Source organism: Curtobacterium sp. APC 4022 (genome assembly GCF_030407555.1).
Lineage (GTDB): Bacteria > Actinomycetota > Actinomycetes > Actinomycetales > Microbacteriaceae > Curtobacterium.
This window is the reverse complement of record NZ_JASDDD010000032.1, coordinates 1-18,043: the sequence shown is the minus strand read 5'-3', so window position 1 is coordinate 18,043 and position 18,043 is coordinate 1. Positions and strand designations below refer to the sequence as shown.

Genomic DNA, 18,043 nt, shown 5'->3' with positions numbered 1-18,043 from the left:
GACCTCATCCCGCGACGGCCTCAGCGCGCGACGACCTCATCGTGCGACGGGGTCCGCGTGCGTCGGGTCGTCGGCCGGACGGGAGGCCCGTGGTGCGATCCCCTGTCGCCAGATCCGGACGAGCACCACGACCGCCCACACCAGCACCGCGACCTCGAGGGCGTTCCGCACCGACAGGACGACGAGGATCCACGGCTGCACGGCGAGCACCTGGTCGTAGTAGCCCGGGTACACGAGCTGCGTGAGGAACGCCATCGGCAGCATCGCGGCCGCGACGGGCAGGAACCGCCAGGCGCTCCCCCGTCCGGCGACGAGCCCCCAGACGACCGGCACGGCGAACCACCCGATGTACTGCGGCGACCCGACCTTGTTCGTCGCGATGAGGGCGGCGACGAACAGCAGCGCCAGCACCGGGGCGACCTGGGTGCGGCGGGCCCCGGTCCGGACGGCGAGCAGGGCGAGGACGACGCCGACGACCACGACGGCCGCCATCAGCGGGGTGGACAGTGCGGCGGCGACGGTGGTGCCGGCACCGGACACCTCGAAGGTCAGGATCTCGTGGTCGTAGAAGACCGCCGCGCCGGGGACGTGGGCGGCGGCGGCCCAGAGGAACGGCGTGGCGAGGGGTGACTCGATCTGCAGCCCGCGGCCGGTCTGTTCGCCGATGAACGAGAGCAGGTGGGCGGCGCCGCCGAAGAGCACGTCGACCAGGACGACGAGCGCGGTGACGGTGAGGGCCCCGGCGACGACCTCGCCGCGTCGCCCGCGACGGAGGACGAACAGCACGCCGACCAGGGCGGCCGGCCAGACCTTGACCCAGGCGGCGACGGTGAACACGGCCGCGGCGATGCCCGGTCGTGCGGCGACGAAGGCCAACCCGACCAGGGCCACGGCGGTGGCGACGGTGTCGATCCGGCCGAGGCCGATCGGACCGAGGGCCAGCAGGAACACCAGCCACCACCAGACGACCCGGACGCCGAACGCCCGGAAGCGCCAGAGCACCGCGGCCGCGACGGCGTTCAGCAGCACCATGAGCAGCAGCCACCCGGTACCGATCGACGCGGTGCCGCCGAGGGCCGCGGCCGCCATCGGGACGATCGCCAGGATCGGGTAGACCCAGGGCGAGTCGATGCCGACCCAGAAGTGCGACGACTGCCCGGACTCGATCCACCGCCGGTAGGTGATGGTGACGTCACCGATCGGCTGGTTCGGCACGACGAGCGTCAGGTACCAGAGCACCAGGTGCACCGCGACGAACACCACCCCGAAGACGACGATCTCGGGCCACGGGTTCCTGCGCACCGGACGAGCGTACCGACCGGTCGCCGATCCTCAGCCGTTCCCGAGAGTGACGTGTCACCGTCTCCGGGTGACCTCCGCACCGAACCCGCAGAAGACACCCGACGCTCCGGCCCCTCGTCCTCGGCGTCGTCTCGTCATCGTGCTCGTCGTCCTCGTCGTGGTGGCGGTGGTCGCCGTCGTCGCCGTCGCGATCGGCACCCGCGCCTACACGTCGAGCGAGAACGCCAAGGCCTCGGCCACGCCGACGGTCGCCGCCAGCCGCGCCCCGTCGACGCTCGACGCGGCGGACCTCTCCGGCCCGTGGACGGTCGGCACGGGTTCCGAGGCCGGCTACCGCGTGCACGAGGTCCTCAACGGCTCGGACGTCACCGTCACCGGCCGCACGTCGGAGGTCACCGGGTCGGCGACCGTCGACGGCACGACGATCAGCGCGGCGACGATCACGGTGCAGGTCGGGGACATCGCGACGGACTCGGCGCAGCGCGACTCGTACTTCCGTGACTCGGCGCTCGACACGCAAGCGTTCCCCACGGCGACGTTCACGCTCACCCAGCCGGTCTCCGACGCCGTCCCGACGGGCAGCGGCACGACGACGGTGCAGGCGACCGGGACCCTCGAACTGCACGGCGTCACGAAGCCGGTCACCGCGACGCTGCAGGTCGGGCTGAACGGGGACGGCGTCGACGTCTCCGGCACGGTCCCGATCACGTTCTCGGACTACTCGGTGCAGGCGCCGAACCTCGGCTTCGTCAAGGTCGACGACGCCGGGTCGGTCGAGTTCCTGGTGCACGCCACGCCGTCGTCCTGACCGGCGTCCGGGCGGGTCGCGGCACGACCGACTGACGGACGGGAGGCTCCCCAACGGCCCGCCCCGCGCCTCCCGTCAGCACGCCGACAGGCCAGCAGGCAGACGCCCGCTGGCGTCAGTCCGCGTCCGCGTCACCCCGCACCGCGAGGTCCCGCACCATCCCGGGCAGCTGCTCGATGAGCGTCGTCATCGGGAACGGCCCGCCCCGCGAGGCCCGACGGGCCGCGACCCCGTGCACGACCGCCGCGGCCGCTGCCAGGTGGGCCAGTTCCTCCGGTCCGACCTCGGACGTGCCGGCGCGCGCGGCGACGAGTGCGCCGAGGACTCCACCGAGGACGTCCCCCGCACCCGCTGCCGCGAGCCACGGCGTCGCCGAGGACGCGACCAACCGCACCCCGCCGTCGGGCGTGACGACGTGCGTGTCGGCGCCCTTGAGGAGCACGACGCTCCCGGTCCGTTCGGCGGCGCGGAGTGCCGAGCCGCGCGGGTCGCCCTCGACCTCGTCGCGGGACACGCCGAGCAGCGACGCCAGCTCGCCGGCGTGTGGCGTGAGCACCGCGAGCGGCCCGAGGTCGACGAGCGGGATCGCCCCCGCGTCGACCACGACCGGCACCCCGTCGTCGGACGCGTGTGTGAAACCGGCGCGCGTCGTCTCGTCGAGCGCGTCGAGGGAGTCCGCCGAGATCCCCGAGCCGACCAGCCACGCCTGGACACGGCCGACGCCGGCGACGATCTCCGGCCGTCGGGCGAGCACGAAGTCCGTGGCACGGCCGGGCCCGACGTAGCGGACCATGCCGAGCCCGGTGTGGACGGCGGCGTCGACGCCCATCACCGCGGCGCCCGGGTACTGCGCGGACCCGGTGGCGACGCCGAGGACCCCGCGTCGGTACTTCGAGGTGTCGCCGGTCGGGACGGTGATCCAGCGGGCGGCGTCGGCGGGTCGGACGGAGACGAAGTCGTTCATCGTGCCCACGGTACGGTGACGGGCATGAGCCTGTCCCTGCCTGGTCGTGTCGTCGTCTTCGACTACGGCGAGGTGATCAGCCGGACCCCGCACGCCGCCCGTGCCGCACTGCTCGAGGCGACCGGGCTCGACGCCGACACGCTGTTCCCGGTGTACCAGGAGCTCCGGCACGACCTGGACCGCGGCGACTTGACGGTGCTCGCGTACTGGCGCGCGATCGCCGAACGCACCGGGCAGTCCTGGTCGGTGACCGAGATCCACCGACTGTGGGCGCTCGACTTCACCGGCTGGTTCGAGGTCGACCCGGAGGTCCTGGCCCTGGTCGAGGAGCTGCACGACAACGGCACCCGGGTGGCGCTGCTCTCGAACGCGGGCTTCGACTTCGGCGACCCGTACCGTCGCTCCCCGATGGGCTCGCTGTTCGAGACGGTCGTGGTGAGCGCGGAGGAGCACGTCCTCAAGCCCGACGCGGCGATCTACCACGAGACCTGCGCGCGCCTCGGCATCGAGCCGGGCGCGATGGTGTTCGTCGACAACCGGGCCGAGAACGCGGCCGGTGCCGATGCGGTCGGTGCCATCGGCGTGCACTTCACGTCGGCCGCGGCGCTGCGTCGGTCGCTCGAGGAGCTCGCAGCGGCCGTCTGACGGCTGTCGGACCGCCGTCTGACGGGAGGCACGGGTCGGCTCCTGACGTCCTCTCGCTTCCTCCGAGGGAGCGCCCGGTACGATCGAGGCATTGTGGACGACCCTCCTAGTGCTGACCATCACATGCCCGCCGCTCACACAGTGAGCTGCCCGACTCCGAGGTGCGCCTCGTGAGCCCCGTCGACATCGTCATGCTGATCGGCGGCATCCTGCTGACGCTCGGCACCGGCGTCTTCGTGGCGTCCGAGTTCGCGCTCGTCAACCTCGACCGCGCCGACGTCGAAGCCCGCCGTGACCGCGGCGAGACCGGCCTCGGCCCGGTCATCGGTGCGCTCAAGGTCACCTCGACGCACCTCTCCAGCGCCCAGCTCGGCATCACGCTGACGACGCTGCTCACCGGCTACCTGCTCGAACCGTCGATCGCGAAGCTGCTCGAAGCGCCGTTCCTCGCGATGAACCTCGCCGAGGGCGTCGTCGAGACCGTCGGCTCGATCGTGGCGCTCGTCATCGCGACCCTGCTGTCGATGATCCTCGGTGAACTCGTGCCGAAGAACTTCGCGCTGGCGCTGCCGCTGCAGACCGCCCGTCTGGTCGTGCCGCTGCAGGTCGGCTTCACGACGGTGTTCAAGCCCGCCGTCGCCCTGCTCAACGGCACCGCGAACGCCATCCTCCGCGGGATCGGCATCGAGCCGCAGGAAGAGCTCTCGGGTGCCCGCAGCGCCGAGGAGCTCACCTCGCTGCTCCGCCGGTCCGCCTCCGAGGGCTCACTCGAACAGGACACCGCCACGCTGCTCCAGCGCACGCTGTCCTTCTCCGAGCTCAGTGCCAGCGACGTGATGACCCCCCGCCCGCGTCTGTCGACCATCCGCGTGTCCGACAGCGCCGAGGCGGTCATCGCCCTGGCCCGCAAGACCGGCTTCAGCCGCTTCCCCGTCATCGAGGAGGACGCGGACGACGTCGTCGGACTCGTGCACGTCAAGCAGGCCGTCTCGGTGCCGCGCGAGAAGCGTGCCGAGGTGCCGGTCGGCGCCCTGATGACCGACGCCGAGCGTGTGCCGGAGACCATGCCCGGCGACACCCTGCTCACCGAGGTCCGCGGCCGTGGCTACCAGATGGTCATCGTCGTCGACGAGTACGGCGGGACCGCCGGCGTCGTGACGCTCGAGGACCTGGTCGAGGAGATCGTCGGCGAGGTGTCCGACGAGCACGACCGGGCACGCATCGACGTCGTCCGGAGCCGCGGTTGGCTGACCTTCCCGGGGCTGCTGCGCCCCGACGAGCTCGAGGACCGCGCGAGCGTCACCGTGCCCGAGGACGGCCCCTACGAGACCGTCGGCGGGTTCCTCATGCAGGAGCTCGGCCGCCTGCCCCAGGTCGGTGACGAGGTCGCGATCGACTCCGGCGTCTTCCGCATCGAGCGGCTGGACGGCCGACGCATCGACCGGATCCGGTACACGCCGAACCCGGTCGGCGAGGACACCCTCGGCAGCAGTGCCGGCGCCGACCGACGCACCGCCGCGCGCACCACCACGACGGACCAGGAGGCCACCCGATGAGTTCCGACTGGTGGGGCATCTTCTGGCTCTTCGTGCTGCTCGGCGGCAACGCCTTCTTCGTCGCGGCGGAGTTCGCGGTCATCTCGGCCCGCCGCTCGCAGATCGAACCGCGTGCCGAGCAGGGCTCCCGGGCCGCGCAGATGACCCTGTGGGCGATGGAGCACGCCACCCGGATGCTCGCGACCACGCAGCTCGGCATCACCGTCTGCTCGCTGCTCATCCTCAACGTCTCCGAGCCGGCGATCCACCACCTGCTCGAGGTCCCGCTGCACCTGACCGGCTGGAGCGCCGAGGTGATCGGCATCGTGGCGTTCGTCTTCACGCTGCTGCTCGTGTCGTTCCTGCACGTCGTGTTCGGCGAGATGGTGCCGAAGAACATCTCGTTCTCGATGCCGGACCGGGCGGCGCTGCTGCTCGTGCCGACGCTCTGGTACATCGGTCACGGCCTGCACTGGGTCGTCGTCGGGCTCAACGAGGTCGCGAACGGCGTGCTGCGCCTGTTCAAGGTCGAGCCGAAGGACGAGGCCGTCAGCGCCTACACCGTGGAAGAGGTGCAGACGATCGTCGAGCAGTCCCGACGCGAGGGCACCCTGGCCGACGACTCCGGCACGCTCCGGATGGCGTTCGAGTTCACCGAGAAGAAGGTCAAGGACGTCGCCGTGCCGATGTCCGGACTCGTCACCCTGCACGAGGACGCCACGCCCGCCGACGTCGAGCGTGCCGTCGCCCAGCGCGGCTTCTCGCGCTACGTCCTGGTCGACGACGCGGGTGACCCGACCGGGTACGTGCACGTCAAGGACGTCATCGACCTGCGTCCGGACGAGTTCGACGACCCGGTACCGCCGAAGCGCATCCGCCAGCTCATCTCGCTCTACACGGAGATGGACCTGGAGGACGCCCTCGCCACCATGCGCGGGGCGGGACGCCACGTGGCGCGGGCCTTCGACGCGGACGGTCGGACGACGGGCGTGCTGTTCCTCGAGGACATCCTCGAGGAGCTCATCGGCACCGTCGAGGACTCGACCCGACGCCGGTAGACGCACCAGGACGACGGACGGGAGGCTCCCCACCAGCTGGTGGGGAGCCTCCCGTCTGTCCGTGGTCGGCTACGAGCTACCAGCTACCAGCTGACGGGGAGGGGCTTGCCCTCCTCGTAGCCGGCGGCGGACTGGATGCCGACCAGGGCACGGTCCGCGAACTCGGTCAGCGACTGCGCGCCCGCGTACGTGGCGGAGCTGCGGAGACCCGTCGTGATCATGTCGAGCAGGTCCTCGACGCTCGGGCGCCCCGGGTCCAGGTAGATCGTCGACGACGAGATCCCCTCGGCGAAGAGCGCCTTGCGGGCCCGCTCGTACGGGTCGAGCCGCTCGAAGCGCTCCCGCACCGCCTTGGCGGACGCCATCCCCCAGCTCTCCTTGTACGCCCGTCCGGTGTCGTCACGGCGGAGCACGCCCGGCGCCTCGAGCGTGCCGGCGAACCACGAGCCGATCATCACGGCCGACGCACCCGCGGCCAGCGCCAGAGCGACGTCACGCGGGTAGCGGACCCCGCCGTCGGCCCACACGTGCGCACCGAGCGAGCGGGCCGCGGCGGCGGTCTCGAGCACGGCGGAGAACTGCGGACGCCCGACGGCGGTCATCATGCGGGTGGTGCACATCGCGCCCGGCCCGACACCGACCTTGATGATCGACGCGCCCGCGGCGACCAGGTGGGCGACGGCGTCGGCGGTGACGACGTTGCCGGCGACGAGCGGGATGCCGAGGTCGAGGGCGGACACCGCACGGAGCGCGCGGATCATGCCCTCCTGGTGGCCGTGCGCGGTGTCGAGGACCAGGACGTCGACGCCCGCGTCGGCGAGGGCCGCGGCCTTCGCGGCGACGTCGCCGTTGATGCCGACGGCCGCGGCGACCCGCAGGCGGCCGGAGGCGTCGACGGCCGGACGGTAGATGTCGGACCGGATGGCGCTCGTCGGGCTGACGGTGCCGACGACCTTGCCGTGCCGCATCACCGGCGCGAAGTCGACCCCGGCCGCGGTGAGCACGTCGTACACGTGGCGGGAGGACCCGGCGTCCTCGGCGTCGATCGCGGTCGTCGCGCCGTGCAGCAGGTCGCCGAGGACCGCGTCGGCACCGGCGGTGGCGAGCCGGGTCGCGGGCACGCAGCCGAGGTACTCCCCCGTCTCGTCGCGCACCACCACACCGCGACCCTCGACGGGCAGCAGCTGCTCGAGCGCCTCGGCGACGGTGGCGTCGGCACCCAGGTCGATCGCGGAGTCGAAGTCGACCGGCTGCGCCTTCACCCAGCGGATCGCGGCGTCGAGGTCCTGCAGGTGCATGTCCTGCGGCAGCACGCCGAGCCCGCCACGACGGGCGAGGGTCGCCGCGAGCCGCGGACCCGTCACCGAGTTCATGTTGGCGCTGACGATCGGGATCGTCGCACCGGTGCCGTCGTTCGTGGACAGGTCCACGTCGAAACGGCTCGTCACGCTCGACCGGCTGGGGATGAGGAAGACGTCGGAGTAGGTCAGGTCGTGGGTCGGCCGCGTCTCGTAGAACCTCATGACGGCCACTGTACGGCGGCGCGCGGAGGGCCGCCGGGGAGCGGCACCGAGACCCGCCCGGGAGGCCCGACTCACCCGCCGTCTCCCACCTCACGGCCACGGAGGAGCGGCTAGGGTTGACGGCGTGCGGGACAGGGTTGCCCTGCACGACACACACGAGCATCAATCGACGGAGAGTGGGCGATCGGCTGTGTCGAGCCATCTGACCGGAACTGACGAGACCGCGGGCGAATTCGGCGCGAACGAGTGGCTGGTGGACGAGCTCTACGAGCAGTTCCTCGCCGACAAGAGCAGCGTCGACGAGTCCTGGTGGCCGGTCCTCGAGAGCTACCACCGGGCCCAACCCACCAGTGCGCAACAGCCCAGCAGTATGGAGCAGCCGAGCAGCACGGACGCCGCCCCGTCCGCCGCGGCCGACTCCGCAACCGCCGCTCCCGCCCAGGCCGCCGCTGCCCAGGCCGCCCCCGCCGAGCAGCCCGCCGCCGTCGCCGGTCCGTCCTCCACGCAGCAGCCCGCCACCGGAGAGACGAAGACGCCGCTCCAGGCCCGCACCACCTCGCGGCAGCCGTCGCCGCAGCCGATCCCGGCCGAGGCGAACGACTCCGCCGACGAGCACGAAGAGACCCACGAGGACGTCGCCACCCCGCTCCGTGGCATGGCGAAGACCCTGGCGTCGAACATGGACGCGTCGCTCACCGTCCCGACCGCCACCAGCGTCCGGACGATCCCGGCGAAGCTGATGATCGACAACCGGATCGTCATCAACAACCACCTGCGCCGGGCCCGCGGCGGCAAGATCTCCTTCACCCACCTGATCGGCTGGGCCATGGTCCAGACGCTCAAGGACTTCCCCAGCCAGAACGTCTCCTACGAGGAGCGCGACGGCAAGCCGTTCCTGGTCACCCCCGCGCACGTCAACCTCGGCATCGCGATCGACGTCCCGAAGAAGGACGGCACGCGTTCCCTGCTGGTCCCGAGCATCAAGCGCGCCGAGACCCTGACGTTCGGGCAGTTCCTCTCCGTGTACGAGGACGTCGTCAAGCGCGCGCGGGACAACAAGCTGACCCCGTCGGACTTCCAGGGCACGACGATCTCCCTCACGAACCCGGGCGGCATCGGCACCGTGCACTCGGTCCCGCGCCTGACCCGGGGCCAGGGCTGCATCATCGGCGCCGGTGCGCTCGAGTACCCGGCGCAGTTCCAGGGTTCGGCGCCGAAGACCCTCGTCGAGCTCGGCGTCGGCAAGACCATCACGCTGACGAGCACCTACGACCACCGCGTCATCCAGGGCGCCGGATCGGGCGAGTTCCTCAAGCAGGTGCACGAGCGGCTCATCGGGCAGCACGGCTTCTACGACGACATCTTCGCGGCACTCCGGATCCCGTACAAGCCGATCCAGTGGGCGAACGACATCAACGTCGACCTGGCCCACCGGGTGAACAAGACCGCACGCGTGCAGGAGCTCATCAACAGCTACCGCGTCCGCGGGCACCTGATGGCCGACATCGACCCGCTCGAGTACCGGCAGCGCACGCACCCCGACCTCGAGATCGAGCGCCACGGGCTGACGTTCTGGGACCTCGACCGGGAGTTCGTGACCGGTGGCCTCGCCGGCACCACGACCGCACCGCTCCGTGACGTGCTCGGCATCCTCCGGGACGCCTACTGCCGGACGGTCGGCATCGAGTACATGCACATCCAGGACCCGGAGCAGCGTCGTTGGGTGCAGGAGCACATCGAGGTCCCCTACTCGAAGCCGTCGAAGGACGAGCAGCTGCGGGTCCTCGGCAAGCTCAACGAGGCCGAGGCGTTCGAGACCTTCCTGCAGACCAAGTACGTCGGACAGAAGCGCTTCTCGCTCGAGGGCGGCGAGTCGACCATCGCGTTCCTCGACACCCTGATCCAGCACGCCTCGGTCGCCGGCCTCGACGAGGTCGCGATCGGCATGGCGCACCGCGGTCGCCTCAACGTCCTGACGAACATCGCCGGCAAGACCTACGGGCAGATCTTCCGGGAGTTCGAGGGCACCCAGCTCCCCGGCACGGTGTCCGGGCAGGGCTCCGGCGACGTCAAGTACCACGTCGGCACCGAGGGCGTGTTCCGCGCCTCGGACGGCTCCCGCATCCCGGTGACGATCGCGGCGAACCCGTCGCACCTCGAAGCCGTCGACGGCGTGCTCGAGGGCATCGTCCGTGCCAAGCAGGACCGGAAGCCCGCCGGCACGTTCGGCACGCTGCCGGTGCTCGTGCACGGTGACGCCGCGATGGCCGGCCAGGGCGTGGTCGTCGAGACCCTGCAGATGTCGCAGCTGCGTGGCTACCGCACCGGTGGCACCGTGCACCTGGTCATCAACAACCAGGTCGGCTTCACCACCCCGCCGGAGTCCGCGCGCACGTCGGTCTACTCGACCGACGTCGCCAAGACGATCCAGGCGCCGGTCTTCCACGTGAACGGCGACGACCCGGAGGCCGTGGCGCGCGTCGCCGACCTGGCGTTCGCGTACCGCGAGGAGTTCCACCGCGACGTCGTCATCGACCTGGTCTGCTACCGCCGACGCGGCCACAACGAGGGCGACGACCCCTCGATGACCCAGCCGCTGATGTACAACCTCATCGAGGCGAAGCGTTCCGTCCGCACCCTGTACACCGAGGCCCTCGTCGGCCGTGGTGACATCACGCAGCAGGAGTACGACGACGCACACCGCGACTTCCAGGACCGCCTGGAGCGCGCGTTCGCCGAGACGCACGAGGCGCAGACCGGCACCATGGCGACCGTCGCCGTGGACGACTCCGGCGCGGTGAACGGGCTCGAGCGCCCGACCGCCCAGCGCGACGACTCCGAGATCGAGGTGCACGACACCGCGATCTCGCAGGAGCTCGTCGAACTCATCGGCGACGCGCACGGCAACCCGCCGTCGGGCTTCTCGATCCACCCGAAGCTGCAGCAGCTCCTGACCAAGCGCCGCGAGATGACCCGCGCCGGTGGGGTCGACTGGGCGATGGCCGAGCTGATGGCGATCGGTTCCGTCCTGGTCGAGGGCAAGCCCGTCCGGCTCGCCGGCCAGGACGCCCGACGTGGCACGTTCGTGCAGCGCCAGGCGGTGTTCCACGACCGGACGAACGGCCAGGAGTGGCTGCCGCTCGCGAACCTCACCGAGGACCAGGCCCGCTTCTTCATCTACGACTCGCTGCTCAGCGAGTACGCGGCGATGGCGTTCGAGTACGGCTACTCGGTCGAACGTCCCGAGGCGCTCGTGCTCTGGGAAGCGCAGTTCGGTGACTTCGCCAACGGCGCCCAGACCGTGATCGACGAGTTCATCTCGTCCGCCGAGCAGAAGTGGGGCCAGCGCTCCGGCCTGGTGCTCCTGCTGCCGCACGGGTACGAGGGTCAGGGACCGGACCACTCCTCCGGCCGCATCGAGCGGTACCTGCAGCTCTGCGCGCAGGACAACATGGTGGTGGCACGGCCGTCGACCCCGGCGTCCTACTTCCACCTGCTCCGTCGGCAGGCGTGGGCGAAGCCGCAGAAGCCGCTCGTCGTGTTCTCCCCGAAGGCGATGCTCCGCCTGCGGCAGGCGACGAGTGCGGTCGACGACTTCACGACCGGCACCTTCGAAGAGGTCCTGGACGACGACCGTCTGGCAGCCAAGGGCGTCGACCGGGGTTCGGTGCGTCGCGTCGTCCTGCACTCGGGCAAGATCCACCACGACCTGCGGACCGAGGCGGAGAAGCGCGGCGTCGACGACGTCGCACTCGTCCGGCTCGAGCAGCTCGCGCCGCTGCCGCTCGACCGGATCCTCGAGGTCCTGGCGAGCTACCCGGAGGCCGAGGTCGTCTTCGCGCAGGAGGAACCCGAGAACCAGGGTGCCTGGCCGTTCGTCTGCATGAACCTCTCGCCGCACCTGGACGGCCGCCCGCTGTCCGTCGCGTCCCGCTCGGCGAGCGCGGCCCCGGCGACCGGTTCCTCGAAGCGCAGTGCGCAGGAGGCCGCCGACGTCATCGACCGGGCATTGAGCGCTTGAGCGCGTCGGTGTAGCCGACCAGGAAGCGCCTCGTGCAGAAGTCCGCTGGACTCCCGCACGAGGCGCTCCGACGTTCGCGAGGAATGCAACAGCGTTCGCGAGGAACGTACAGATCAGACCAACCTGGTGTACCGGACGCCCGCCTCGTGGTATCCGCGACGCTGGTAGAAGCGGTGCGCGTTGTCCGTCGCCGCAGCACTGACGGCGGACAGCCGTCGGGCGCCCTGCTCGGCCGCCCACGTCTCGAAGGTGCCGAGCAGCGCGGAACCGGTGCCGCTCCTCCTGGCCGTCGGGTCGACGACGAGCAGCAGCAGCTGCGCGGTCGGTTCGTCGCTGGCGTAGGTCCACGTGACCTGCGCGCCGGCGACGGCGATCGGTCGGCCGTCATCACCGCGGACCACCCAGGTGCGGTGGCCGGCCTCGGCGGTGAGCCGGTCGAGTCGGGCCTGCATCGCGGCGGGTTCGACCTGGTGGCCGAGGAGGCGCACCAGGTCGGTCACCGCGGCGACGTCGGGTTCGGTCCAGGTGCTGATCGGCTCGGCGTCGGTCATGTCCGCACCCTACCCGTTCGCGGGGCCGTGGCCGCCGGTGTGACGGGCCGGCCGGGCCGCGGTCAGTGGGTCGACTGCACCGCGCGCAGTCGGGCGAGGACCTCGTCGCGGAGCTGCTCCGGCGCGGTCTCGCGGCAGGCACGCTTGACGGTCTCCATCAGGACGACACCGACGCGGTGTTCGGTGAGGCAGTCCTCGCAGCCGTCCATGTGCTCGCGGATGTCCGCGGCGTCCTCGTGTCGGAGCTCGTCGTGCAGGAACTCCTCGAGTTCCGCCTTCGCCTTCGAGCAGTCGCACCCGCTCATCGTGCGTCCTTCCGCGTCGTGCGGGTGCCGGCCGTCGTGGCCGCCCGCGTGCCTGCACCTCGGCCTCGTCCGCGCATCGTCGCCGTCGACGCTGCGTCCGGGACGATGCCGGTCTCTCGTGCGTGTTCCGCCAGGAGCCCCCGCAAGAGCCGGCGTCCACGGTGGAGGCGGCTCATGACCGTCCCCACGGGGGTCTTCATGATGTCGGCGATCTCCTGGTACGAGAACCCTTCGACATCGGCGAAGTAGACGGCCATCCGGAAGTCCTCCGGGATGGCCTGCAGCGCGTCCTTCACGGCGGAGGACGGCAGGTGGTCGATGGCGTCGGCCTCGGCGGAGCGCGCCGAGATCGACTGCGTGACGCTCTCCGCGCCGCCCAGCTGCCAGTCCTCGAGCTCGTCGATGGTGCCCTGGTACGGGTTGCGCTGGTTCTTGCGGTACGTGTTGATGAACGTGTTCGTGAGGATCCGGTAGAGCCACGCCTTGAGGTTCGTGCCCTGGCGGAACTGCCGGAAGGCGGCGAACGCCTTCACGAAGGTCTCCTGCACCAGGTCAGAGGCGTCGGCCGGGTTCCGGGTCATCCGCATCGCGGCGCCGTACAGCTGGTCCATGAACGGCAGTGCCTGGTCCTCGAACAGCCGTCGCAGCTCGTGCTCGGACACGGTCTTCGCGTCGACGGGCTCCGGTCCGGCGTCGGCGTCGAGTCCGGCGAGGTCCTCGTCCTCGACGGCGTCGAGCTGGTCCTCGGTCTCGTCGACCAGGTCGTCCGGTGCGTGCTGCGGTTCGTCGGTCGTCATCGCCCGCCAGTCTAGGCGGACGGTGGTGTCCGGGCCCTGTGGCTCGGCGAGCGTCGTGACGGCCCGAGGCAGCAGTGCTGTGTCGGCCGTTCGTGACGGTGCGAGTGCGATCACCGTGCTCCTCCCGATGGGTTCAGTAGTGTTGTGAACCGATGGCAGCCACGACGCATTCCCACCCCTGGACCGCACCGGTCGCGCGCGGCCCGCTGGCCGGCGACGTCGCCCTGCCGGGCTCGAAGTCGCTGACGAACCGGGAGCTGGTGCTCGCCGCCCTGGCCGACGGTCCGTCGACGATCCACCTGCCGCTGCACTCCCGCGACTCCGCGCTGATGACGGCCGCGCTCCGGCAGCTCGGCGTCGGCATCGACGAGGTCGAGCCGGCCGCCGGGGACCCGGCGAACCCGTACGGACCGGACCTGCGGGTGACGCCCGGTCCGATGCACGGCGACGTCCGCGTGGACTGCGGGCTCGCAGGCACCGTGATGCGCTTCCTGCCGCCGCTCGCCGCCCTGGCCGAGGGACCGGTCACGATCGACGGCGACCCCTACGCACGGAAGCGCCCGATGGCCGCGATCGTCCAGGCACTCGTCGACCTGGGCGTGCAGGTCACCGACGACGGCGGCGGCGCGATGCCCTTCAGCTTCGTCGGGACCGGCTCGGTCCGCGGCGGCACGCTCGACATCGACGCCTCGGCGTCCTCCCAGTTCGTCTCCGGCCTGCTGCTCTCCGCACCGCGCTTCACCGAGGGGCTGCACCTCCGGCACACCGGTGAGCGACTGCCGAGCCTGCCGCACATCGCGATGACGGTGGAGGTCCTGCGTGCCCGGGGCGTGCAGGTCGACGAACCCGCGGTCGGCGAATGGGTCGTGCACCCGGGGCCGATCCGAGCGCGCGACGTGACGATCGAACCGGACCTCTCGAACGCGGCCCCGTTCGCGGTCGCCGCCCTCGTCGCCGGCGGGACGGTGCGGATCCGGACCTGGCCGACCGAGACGACGCAGGTCGGTGCCGACCTCGAGTCGCTCCTGCCGCTGTGGGGCGCGACCGTGACACGCGACGGTGACGACCTGGTGTTCGACGGCGGCGTCGGGATCCGGGGTGGAGCCTCCGTCCCGGGGGTGGACCTGGACCTGACACGCGGCGGCGAACTCGCCCCCGCGCTCGTCGCGCTCGCGGCCCTGGCCGACGGCCCGAGCGAGGTCTCCGGCATCGGGCACCTGCGCGGCCACGAGACGGACCGGCTGGCCGCGCTGGCGGCGGACGTCAACGGTCTGGGAGGCGCGGTGACGGAACGTCCCGAGGGCTTGCGGATCGACCCAGCGCGGCTCCACGGCGGCGACTGGGCCGCCTACGAGGACCACCGGATGGCCACCGCCGGGGCCGTCATCGGCCTGGTGACCGAGGGCGTGGCCGTCGACGACATCGGCTCGACCGCGAAGACGCTGCCGCAGTTCCCCGAGCTGTGGGCCGACCTGCTCGCGACGAGCACGGACGCCGACACCACCGAGGGGGACCCGGCATGAGCTGGTGGGACGACACCGACGGCGGCGACGAGGACGAGCCGTACGGCCAGTACGACGAGTCCAGCGTCCGCGTGCGCCCGAACCCGAAGGGCAACCGGCCGCGCACCAAGACCCGCCCCACGTACGACGAGGCCCCGACCGGCTGGGTGACGAACGTTGACCGCGGTCGGTTCGGCGTCCTCGTGACGGACGAGGACGGCGAGCACGTCGTCACCGCCACGAAGGCACGGGAACTCGGCCGGAAGTCCGTCGTGACCGGGGACCACGTGTCGCTCGCCGGTGACGTCTCGGGCGACGAGGGCTCGCTGGCCCGCATCGTCCGGGTGGCCGAGCGCACCTCGTTGCTCCGACGCAGTGCCGACGACTCGGACGAGGTCGAGCGCGTCATCGTCGCCAACGCCGACCAGATGCTCATCGTGGTGGCCGCGGCCGACCCGGAGCCCCGGACGCGTCTGATCGACCGGTACCTGGTGGCGGCGTTCGACGCGGGCCTCGACCCGATCCTCTGCATCACGAAGACCGACCTCGCCGACCCGACACCGTTCCTGGCGCACTTCGCCTGCCTGGACCTGCGCATCGTGACGAGCCGCTCGGACGACGTCCCGTTCGCGGCCCTGCACGACCTGCTGGACGACAAGGTCACCGTGACGGTCGGGCACTCCGGCGTCGGCAAGTCGACGCTCGTGAACGCCCTGACCGGGTCGACGCGGGCGATCGGCGTCGTGAACTCGGTGACCGGGCGCGGGCGGCACACGTCGTCGTCCTCGATCGCGCTGCGCGTGCGGGACGGCGGCTGGATCATCGACACCCCGGGCGTCCGGTCGTTCGGGCTGGGGCACGTGCAGCCGGAGAACGTGTTCCGGGCGTTCGCCTCGCACGCGGTCACCGTGCAGGACTCCCCCGACGGCATCCCCCTCGACCAGGCGCACGACTGGGAGATCGTCGACCGGGTGCAGAACGGTGAGCTCGGGGCGACGGGTGTGGAGCGGCTGGACTCGTTCCGGGCACTGCTCACGGGCATGGGCGCCGAGGACCCCGGGACGGCGTAGCGCCGCCAGGCAACTCGACTTCGGTCTCGGGCGGGCGTACGCTGTCCCCTCGTGTCCGAAGTTGCAAAGTACAACTACGCGCCGAGCGCGTCGTCCTCCTCCACCCCCGGCCCGACCGCCGTCCACGGCCACGCCGCCCAGCGCCCGCCGCACCGCGCCCCCGGCGTGCTGCGCCCGCAGGGACTCGCCGGGGTGCTCCGCTCGTTCGGCTCGCACATCCTGGTGCCGCTCTTCCTGGCGGTCGGCATGACGCTGGCCTACCTCGGCGCCTTCCACGCCCCGACCCCGCACGACCTGCCCGTCGGCATCGTCGGCACGACCCCGGCCACCCAGGTGTTCGCGCAGACCGTGACCGACCAGTCCGACGGCGCCCTCGTCGCCCACGTCGTGAGCAGCACGGAGGCCGCCGAGCAGCAGGTCCGCGACCGTGACCTGGCTGCCGTGTACGCCCCGAGCGACTCGGCCGCGACGCTCTACGTCTCGACGGCCGCCAGCGAGACCACCGCCTCGGCCGCGCAGAAGGTGTTCGTGCCGATCGCCTTCGAGCAGCACCTGCCGTTCCACGTCGTCGACGTCGTCCCCACCGGTGACCAGGACACCACCGGCCAGGGCCTGTTCTTCCTGCTGGTCGGCCTGAGCGTCGGCGGGTACTCGTCCGCGATCGCCGTCGCCGCGTTCGCCACGCGCCTCCGTCCGGTGTGGACCGCCGTCGTCGGGCTCGTCACCGCGGGCGTCGTCGCGGGCATCGGCATCGTCGTCGCCGGACCGGTGTACGGCGTGCTGACCACCCACCAGTGGCACGTCTTCCTGTTCGCCTGGCTCTACGACGCGGTCATCATCGCGCTCGGTGTCGGGCTGCACCCGCTCATCGGCCGGTGGACCACCCCGGTGCTGACGATGCTGTTCGTGATGCTCAACTTCACGTCCTCGGGCGGCATCTTCCAGCCGGCGTTCCAGCCCGGGTTCTTCGCCGGCCTCAACACGTTCTGGAGCGGCGCCGCCTGGCTGCAGGCCGCGCAGGACCTGCAGTACTTCCCGGGCGCCTCGCTGGGCCGGAGCGGTCTGGTGCTGGCACTCTGGCTGGTCGCCGCGCTGCTGCTCTGCGTCGTCGTGCACGGACTCGTCGCCCGCCGGACCCGGATCGCCCGCGAGCGCGCCGTCACGCTGCTCGAGGAGGAAGAGGTCGTGGCGGCCTGAGGTCCGCAGTCGGACAGCCGCCACCCCGCGCCAGCACCCGCGCCCCCGGTACGCTGGCCCCCGTGGACCTCAGCGCCGACCTGGACTTCGCCCGTTCCCTCGCCGACACCGCCGACGCGATCAGCCTCGACCGGTTCCGCGCCGCCGACCTGCACGTGTCGCAGAAGGCCGACCACACCGCGGTCACCGACGCCGACCAGGCCGTCGAGCGGGCGCTGCGGGAGCGGCTGACGGCGGAACGCCCGGACGACGCGTTCCTCGGCGAGGAGACCACCGCTGACTCCGGCGCCGACGCGCTGAGCGAGGGGCACCGCCAGTGGGTCGTCGACCCGATCGACGGCACCGCGAACTACCTGCGAGGCGTCCCGGTGTGGGCGACCCTCATCGCACTGGCGGTCGACGGCCGTCCGGTCCTCGGCGTGGTGAGCGCCCCGGCGCTCGGCAAGCGCTGGTGGGCAGCCACCGGCCTCGGCGCGCACTCGCTCGAGGGGCCGCTGCACGTGTCGGGCGTCAGCACGCTCGAGGACGCCAGCCTCAGCTACAACTCGCTGCAGCAGTGGGACGACGACGACCGCCTGGACACCCTGGTCGCGCTGTCCCGGACGGTGTGGCGCACGCGCGCCTACGGCGACATGTGGTCGTACATGATGGTGGCCGAGGGGGTCCTCGACGTCGCCGGCGAGCCGGACCTCAAGCCGTGGGACATCGCCGCACTGGTGCCGATCGTCGAGGAAGCCGGCGGACGCTTCACCTCGCTCGACGGCG

Annotated in this window: 15 protein-coding genes; 9 read left to right on the top strand and 6 right to left on the bottom strand. The window is 71.6% G+C overall.

All coding sequences use genetic code 11. The features are described from left to right. Positions 1 to 36: 36 nt before the first annotated feature. Positions 37 to 1,302 carry a glycosyltransferase family 87 protein gene (locus tag QL987_RS10980; protein ID WP_290157707.1) on the bottom strand — a complete coding sequence of 422 codons (1,266 nt, stop codon included), beginning with the start codon at positions 1,300 to 1,302 and terminating at the stop codon, positions 37 to 39. A gap of 67 nt (positions 1,303 to 1,369) precedes the next feature. Between QL987_RS10980 and QL987_RS10975 the strand changes: the two genes are divergently transcribed. After that, a complete protein-coding gene (locus QL987_RS10975) occupies positions 1,370 to 2,110 on the top strand; it encodes a YceI family protein (protein WP_290157705.1) in 741 nt (246 codons plus the stop codon). A gap of 115 nt (positions 2,111 to 2,225) precedes the next feature. On the opposite strand, the gene QL987_RS10970 is transcribed toward QL987_RS10975, so the two are convergent. Next, positions 2,226 to 3,074 carry an ADP/ATP-dependent (S)-NAD(P)H-hydrate dehydratase gene (locus QL987_RS10970; RefSeq protein WP_290157704.1) on the bottom strand — a complete coding sequence of 283 codons (849 nt, stop codon included), beginning with the start codon at positions 3,072 to 3,074 and terminating at the stop codon, positions 2,226 to 2,228. A gap of 24 nt (positions 3,075 to 3,098) precedes the next feature. On the opposite strand from QL987_RS10970, the gene QL987_RS10965 reads away from it, so the two are divergent. The 3 genes from QL987_RS10965 (at position 3,099) to QL987_RS10955 (ending at position 6,312) form a co-directional block, all read left to right on the top strand. Beyond that, the gene (locus QL987_RS10965) at positions 3,099 to 3,719 is read left to right on the top strand and encodes an HAD family phosphatase (protein ID WP_290157702.1); all 621 of its coding nucleotides are present in this window, start codon (positions 3,099 to 3,101) and stop codon (positions 3,717 to 3,719) included. A 191-nt stretch (positions 3,720 to 3,910) separates the two neighbouring features. After that, positions 3,911 to 5,275, top strand: a complete 1,365-nt coding sequence (locus QL987_RS10960) for a hemolysin family protein (RefSeq protein WP_290157731.1) — start codon at positions 3,911 to 3,913, stop codon at positions 5,273 to 5,275. Further along, the gene (locus QL987_RS10955; protein ID WP_111075547.1) at positions 5,272 to 6,312 is read left to right on the top strand and encodes a hemolysin family protein; all 1,041 of its coding nucleotides are present in this window, start codon (positions 5,272 to 5,274) and stop codon (positions 6,310 to 6,312) included. The genes QL987_RS10960 and QL987_RS10955 overlap by 4 nt, the downstream gene beginning before the upstream one ends. 83 nt (positions 6,313 to 6,395) lie before the next feature. On the opposite strand, the gene QL987_RS10950 is transcribed toward QL987_RS10955, so the two are convergent. After that, positions 6,396 to 7,835 carry a GuaB1 family IMP dehydrogenase-related protein gene (locus QL987_RS10950; RefSeq protein ID WP_290157700.1) on the bottom strand — a complete coding sequence of 480 codons (1,440 nt, stop codon included), beginning with the start codon at positions 7,833 to 7,835 and terminating at the stop codon, positions 6,396 to 6,398. Positions 7,836 to 8,025: 190 nt separating this feature from the next. On the opposite strand from QL987_RS10950, the gene QL987_RS10945 reads away from it, so the two are divergent. After that, positions 8,026 to 11,856, top strand: coding sequence for a multifunctional oxoglutarate decarboxylase/oxoglutarate dehydrogenase thiamine pyrophosphate-binding subunit/dihydrolipoyllysine-residue succinyltransferase subunit (locus tag QL987_RS10945; protein WP_290157698.1), 3,831 nt, complete (start codon positions 8,026 to 8,028; stop codon positions 11,854 to 11,856). 113 nt (positions 11,857 to 11,969) lie between these two features. On the opposite strand, the gene QL987_RS10940 is transcribed toward QL987_RS10945, so the two are convergent. The 3 genes from QL987_RS10940 to QL987_RS10930 all read right to left on the bottom strand — a co-directional run bounded on the left by QL987_RS10940 (position 11,970) and on the right by QL987_RS10930 (position 13,509). Continuing rightward, entirely contained in the window at positions 11,970 to 12,407 is a 438-nt protein-coding gene (locus QL987_RS10940; protein ID WP_221850102.1) for a GNAT family N-acetyltransferase, read from the bottom strand. A 62-nt stretch (positions 12,408 to 12,469) separates the two neighbouring features. After that, on the bottom strand, positions 12,470 to 12,712 hold the full coding sequence (locus QL987_RS10935; protein ID WP_111075549.1) for a zf-HC2 domain-containing protein: 243 nt from the start codon (positions 12,710 to 12,712) through the stop codon (positions 12,470 to 12,472). Next, positions 12,709 to 13,509: a sigma-70 family RNA polymerase sigma factor gene (locus tag QL987_RS10930; protein WP_111075624.1), complete on the bottom strand. Its 801-nt coding sequence runs from the start codon at positions 13,507 to 13,509 to the stop codon at positions 12,709 to 12,711. Before QL987_RS10930 ends, QL987_RS10935 begins: the two co-directional genes overlap by 4 nt. A gap of 152 nt (positions 13,510 to 13,661) precedes the next feature. On the opposite strand from QL987_RS10930, the gene aroA reads away from it, so the two are divergent. From aroA to QL987_RS10910, 4 genes are all read left to right on the top strand, one after another. After that, positions 13,662 to 15,032, top strand: a complete 1,371-nt coding sequence (gene aroA, locus QL987_RS10925) for a 3-phosphoshikimate 1-carboxyvinyltransferase (protein WP_290157696.1) — start codon at positions 13,662 to 13,664, stop codon at positions 15,030 to 15,032. Beyond that, positions 15,029 to 16,081: a ribosome small subunit-dependent GTPase A gene (gene rsgA / locus QL987_RS10920; RefSeq protein ID WP_290157695.1), complete on the top strand. Its 1,053-nt coding sequence runs from the start codon at positions 15,029 to 15,031 to the stop codon at positions 16,079 to 16,081. The genes aroA and rsgA overlap by 4 nt, the downstream gene beginning before the upstream one ends. A 51-nt stretch (positions 16,082 to 16,132) precedes the next feature. Continuing rightward, on the top strand, positions 16,133 to 17,278 hold the full coding sequence (locus QL987_RS10915) for a hypothetical protein (protein WP_290157694.1): 1,146 nt from the start codon (positions 16,133 to 16,135) through the stop codon (positions 17,276 to 17,278). A 62-nt stretch (positions 17,279 to 17,340) separates the two neighbouring features. Further along, on the top strand, positions 17,341 to 18,043 hold a 703-nt coding region (locus QL987_RS10910), incomplete at its 3' end, for an inositol monophosphatase family protein (protein ID WP_290157692.1).